Annotated in this window: 6 protein-coding genes; all 6 read left to right on the forward strand. The window is 34.0% G+C overall.

The window, feature by feature from the left end; genetic code table 11:
- The first annotated feature begins 74 nt into the window (after positions 1-74).
- The 6 genes from RM520_RS15110 (at position 75) to RM520_RS15135 (ending at position 5,119) form a co-directional block, all read left to right on the forward strand.
- Entirely contained in the window at positions 75-1,625 is a 1,551-nt protein-coding gene (locus RM520_RS15110; protein WP_311388548.1) for a prolyl oligopeptidase family serine peptidase, read from the forward strand.
- 199 nt (positions 1,626-1,824) lie between these two features.
- Positions 1,825-2,334: a hypothetical protein gene (locus RM520_RS15115; RefSeq protein WP_311388549.1), complete on the forward strand. Its 510-nt coding sequence runs from the start codon at positions 1,825-1,827 to the stop codon at positions 2,332-2,334.
- A gap of 211 nt (positions 2,335-2,545) precedes the next feature.
- The gene (locus tag RM520_RS15120) at positions 2,546-2,998 is read left to right on the forward strand and encodes an MBOAT family O-acyltransferase (protein ID WP_311388550.1); all 453 of its coding nucleotides are present in this window, start codon (positions 2,546-2,548) and stop codon (positions 2,996-2,998) included.
- Positions 2,999-3,338: 340 nt separating this feature from the next.
- Positions 3,339-3,827, forward strand: a complete 489-nt coding sequence (locus tag RM520_RS15125) for a hypothetical protein (protein WP_311388551.1) — start codon at positions 3,339-3,341, stop codon at positions 3,825-3,827.
- Between the two features lie 148 nt (positions 3,828-3,975).
- Positions 3,976-4,575: a hypothetical protein gene (locus tag RM520_RS15130; RefSeq protein ID WP_311388552.1), complete on the forward strand. Its 600-nt coding sequence runs from the start codon at positions 3,976-3,978 to the stop codon at positions 4,573-4,575.
- Positions 4,576-4,708: 133 nt separating this feature from the next.
- On the forward strand, positions 4,709-5,119 hold the full coding sequence (locus tag RM520_RS15135; RefSeq protein ID WP_311388553.1) for a hypothetical protein: 411 nt from the start codon (positions 4,709-4,711) through the stop codon (positions 5,117-5,119).
- Positions 5,120-5,325 lie beyond the last annotated feature (206 nt).

The raw sequence follows: 5,325 nt of genomic DNA on the forward strand, positions 1-5,325 counted from the left end.
GAAATCATAGCCGAGACCGTTACCTGCAAGCTAAAAAAGATCTGTAACAATTATCAAAATTAGGCATCTCTACTATGAACACTAATTCAGAAACAATGCGATTGATAATATTTATTACAGGTCTATTGCTATCAACAATATTTTATGGACAGACTTCCTTAAAAGAAATCGGACTTAAAGCCGGAAAATATCAAGTAGGCTTTAAGCATTATACCGTAAATGATAGCACGAGAACCTATCGAATTCATAATGAGTTTAACAACCAACTCATTATGAGACCAATTCCAATAAGTATTTGGTACCCTGCGAAAATAGAGAATAGTAATTCTGAACAATTAACAGTCTTAGACTATGTTGAGATTTTTAAGGAAGAGGAAGAATGGAAAGACTTACCAGACTACTTTCTGATGGATTGGTTTAAGCATTTACCGAATACGCCACAAAACAAGGCTCATCTTTCTGAAAAAGTAAATGCTTTTTTAAATCCAACATTTTTAGAAGGGAATTTTCCAGTTATAGTTTATGCATCTAGCTATCAAGCCTCGTCAATTGAGAACTTTGCACTATTCCAATATTTAGCAAGTAACGGTTTCGTTGTTATATCAAGTCCTTCAAGAGGAACAGACACACGTTGGTTAGAAGGAGCAACGGCAAAAGATATGGAAACGCAGTCAAGAGATGTAGAGTTCCTTCTCAAAGAAATTCACAGCTACAATAATATTGATTTAGAAAAAGTAGCATTAATGGGATTTAGTTTTGGTGGATTGTCAAACGCTACAACTGTAATGAAAAATAAGAATATAAGTGCAGTTGTAAGTCTGGATGGAGCTGAAAGATACAATTATCCTGTTTTGGAAAAATCACCCTATTTCAATTTAGATAAGTTTTCTATTCCTTATATCCATTTTGCTCAAAAAGAGATTCCAAAGGAAGTTCTAACCGCGGACAAAATGTCTGAAGAGCTGAACTACAAATTTCAACTATATGATTCTTTAAAAAATAGCAATATTTACAGATATAGATTTCACGACCTTACACATTCTTATTTTAGTTGTTTCGGTGTCCTATTCGCAAACAGAGACAAAAGGCAAGATAAAAGTGATGAGAAAATTATGGCTTCCTATAATTTGCTATGCCAACATACCTTACAATTTTTGAATGCGACACTAAAAAATGAGAAAAAGGCGATTGATTTCATTGAAAATAGGCCTGTAGCAAATGGATTTTCCGATAGTTTGATTTCCAAACAAATGAAAAAAGCTATCCAAAAAGAATTTACATATAAAGATTTCAACGATTTAGCATATAAACAGGATTATAAAGATTTAATCCCATTATATAAAAGTACCATTGCTGAATATCCAAATCTTGAGCTTCAAGAAGGAATGTTGAATATTTTTGGGTTGCGATTGTCTTTTAACCCTGAAAAGAAAGATCAAGGATATAATGTCCTTTTTTTGGCTTTGCATCTGTATCCAAAATCGGCAAATTTATACGATAGTTTAGCCGAGGCATATTTTTATAATAAGGATTACTCAAACGCTATTTTGAATTACAAAAAGTCATTGGAATTAAATCCAGAGAATCAAAACGCAATCGATAGATTAAAACAACTTAAGGAATAAAGCCAGCAGGTAACAACGTGTATAGTTAATTGGGGATTGCTGGCTAAGACGAAGGTCCTTCCCTCCTTTTTTATTATATTGTAACTGCGGAAAAATATCGCGTATTTGACCGCACCAAACCATACACGTACACGTTGGCGGTAATCTCTCAAGCTAACGAAATTATACTTAATTTAAACGCTTGTCAGAATTAAAAAATATGGAAAACAAGACTACAAAATTCATTTTTAAAACTTTAATTCTTTTTCCAATTGGATTCGGAATCTGGACTTTTATTGGTGGAATTGATAATTTTCATTGGTTTTTTCCTACTTTGATGGGTTTTGGACTGGCGTTTGGAACTATTTTTTGGAATTTATTTGATTATGAAAAATTTGACGGAATGGACATTAATGATTTTCTCGAATCAAGGCATAAATTGATGATTGAAAATTGTGATGAAAATTGGAATCGAATAATTAATTTGATTGAAAAATCGATTATAAAGCTTAAAATTCTGGAAAAATCCAATAGTACTTTAAAAATTGAAATTCCAAGAAAACTTTTTGACTCAATACTAACCGTAGAAAAAACAGATAACGGAATTGCCTTAAAAATTGAAAAGAAAGGAGTTTTAAAATTTTTACCAGACAATGCTGAAAATTATAGCACCTTAAGAACGATTGGAAAAGAAATAAAAACTACCGCCAACAATGCCTATAGCAAATAGGGCATAAAGTCATATATTTAAAGGCTTGGGCTTATTTACTAAGACCGCCAAATCTTTTGGATTTGGCAATTAAAAAAGAAAAGATAATTACAAAACAAAAACCTCTGGCTCGCAGACCAGACGGAAACGAAAAGTTTCCTTGTCTACCCTACTAGCCATAGCCGAGACCGTTGCCATTAATTTGAAAAAAATATTGCGAACTAAATAAAATATGACGGTAGAAGAATATATCCAATATCGAACTGGTGCGAATAAGATATCTTCGATTGTAGGGAATATGTTTGTGAAACCATTTTTAGCATCTTCATTTCGCTCATTTTGGAAATATTGGAACCCAGGTTTTGGATATTATCTTCTTTACTTTATTTATAAACCGATGCGCAGTTTATTTCCCCATTGGATTTCTTTGATTGTTACATTCCTGATTTGTGGCTTGCTTCACGATTTGATTTATGTAATTCCAATGCTGATGATAAATGGTGGCGGATTTACTTTTCCGCTTATAACAGTTTGGTTTTTAGTAATTTCAATCGGAGTTTTGATTACCGAACTTTTTCAAATTGATTTTAGAAAAACTAATAAAAATATTCGACCGATTTTTCATTTTAGCTATCTTGTAGGCACGTTTTGTCTTACAAGATATATTGACCTGATGATTGGATAGCTGATAAAAACTAATGGCAACAATGGCTATAATCTATAGCTTTCCTTCTATAAAGAATAACTTTTCTTACTTTTAAATAAAAACAAAACCGGTCTGGCGAATATGTAGCTCGGCACTTTTGCTCGCCATCCAAACGCGCCAGCTACTTTGCGGTTATCCTTGGCGCGGGCCTTTGGCGCAAAACTGCCCATCCGCTACAGAATCATAGCCGAGACCGTTGTAACACATTATGAAAAGCTATTCGTTTTTTCTAATACTTCTTCTTTTTGTCAAGAATCACCCAGAATCGAAAAACTTCTCAGCGGAGAATAGCTTATGTAAAACATTATTTAAGTTATCCTTGGACGACCAAAAGTATAGAGGCGCAAGCGGAAATATAACCGAAACATTCTCTGATGTGTTGGACTCATTAATTCTAAGCAAGAGAATCACTAAAGATTACTTTCTATCATTGCCCGAACAGCAACAGGGGGAATTAAAACAAAAAGCATTAAAATTAGCTTCAGAAAAGCTAAAACCGTTGATGGAACAAAACGATTCACTTCGAGCATTACAAAATTGTATTGATGCTAATAACACCAAAATGTTGATTGAAATTACCAAAAAACATGGGTGGTTAACTGCTAGTGGATTGGAATGCAAGGAAAAATTCAAAACCGTACTGATTTTTAGACATGCTCCAAAAAAGTACTGGAATGAAGTTAGGGCTATAATCGAAAAGGAAAGGACTGCAAAAAGGTTGACTGGATACGAATATTACGTTATTGACAACCATTTGAAAGGCAGACCTCCATTAACAAAAAAACCTTCTGATTTCGTTGATAAATAACGTGTTACAACAATGGCTATAATTCATAGCTACATTCTGCTAGCTTAAAAATAATTACTTTTAATACGGCTGGATTTCAGTCCGACAATTCCCGTTGGGAATCGCCGCTACGAAATCATAGCCGAGACCGTTGCCACCAATTTAAAGAATGAGAAATTTACTCTTTTCAGCTTTTCTACTAGTCTTAATCTTACTGATTGATATTATATGGCGTTCCAAAAAAAGTATTGGACTTAAGGTATTAAAGGGGTTCGGAATTTTAATCGGATTTCTTACGATAGGACTTTACTCGATAACCGATGATTCATTTGGAGCTTCCTCACCCGTAAATGTTCATACCGAAAATCGGACAGATGAAAATTTAAAAGTATATACCATTGCATTTTGGCAAGACAATTGGAATGGAAGTTTTGTGACTTTTGACAAGGAGTTAAAACCAAAAGAACAGTCGGACTTTTGGTTTGAAAATGATGGGACAGATGAATTTTGGGTTGTGGGAAAAAATGAAAATGAGGATATTAAGTTTCTTGAGGTTGTTTCTGAAAATAGAGGGGAATTCTTTTTTGCCATAACAGGTATTAAAAAAATTGAACCAAACCAAATTCAGATTGCCAAAGATTTGACTTTTAAAAAAGACAAAAGTGTTGCAATGGAAAAATATGCAGTTTGGTCAATCTTTGGTCTAATGGGACTTCTCTTTTTGAGTATGTTGTACGATTTAAAAAACTGGTGGCAACAATGGCTATAATTTATAGCTGCATTCTGCTAGCTTAAAAATAATTACTTTTAATACGGCTGGATTTCAGTCCGACAATTCCTTTTGGGAATCGCCGCTACGAAATCATAGCCGAGACCGTTGTAAACAATTTAGAATCTCCTAATTGAAATCAAAAATCATATCATTTATTATAACTAAAGGTCTAACAATCGGCGGATTATTTATGTTGATTATTGCGGTCGTAGTTCTGAATAATGGAGTCCTTAAAATGAGAATAACGGAGCAGAATAAAATTGTAACTGCTAAAGTTCTTGAAACACCAAAGGACTGTGATAACCTTGGACGGAGAGGTGGATATTATAAGTTGACATATAATGGACAGGTTTTCGTAAAAAAAGGAAATCAGCTAATTTGCGAAACGATAATTGGTAAAAGTGATGTGGACGTATTGACCAATGAAAACGAGGACAAAATTGTATTCTTAAATGAATATGAAGAGTCGAATGATTTTTGGAGCGGTATTTTACTCGGAATCATAGGAATAGTAATCGCATACAAAGGCTGGAAAAAATAAAAACTGTTTACAACAATGGCTATAATCTATAGCTTTCCTTCTACAAAGAATAACTTTTCTTACTTTTAAATAAAAACAAAACCGGTCCGGCGAATATGTAGCTCGGCACTTTTGCTCGCCATCTAAACGCGCCAGCTCCTTTGCGGTTATCCTTGGCGCGGGCCTTTGGCTCAAAACTGCCCATCCGCTACGAAATCATAGCCGAG

Origin of the sequence: Croceitalea vernalis (assembly GCF_031846405.1) — a bacterium.
GTDB lineage: Bacteria > Bacteroidota > Bacteroidia > Flavobacteriales > Flavobacteriaceae > Croceitalea > Croceitalea vernalis.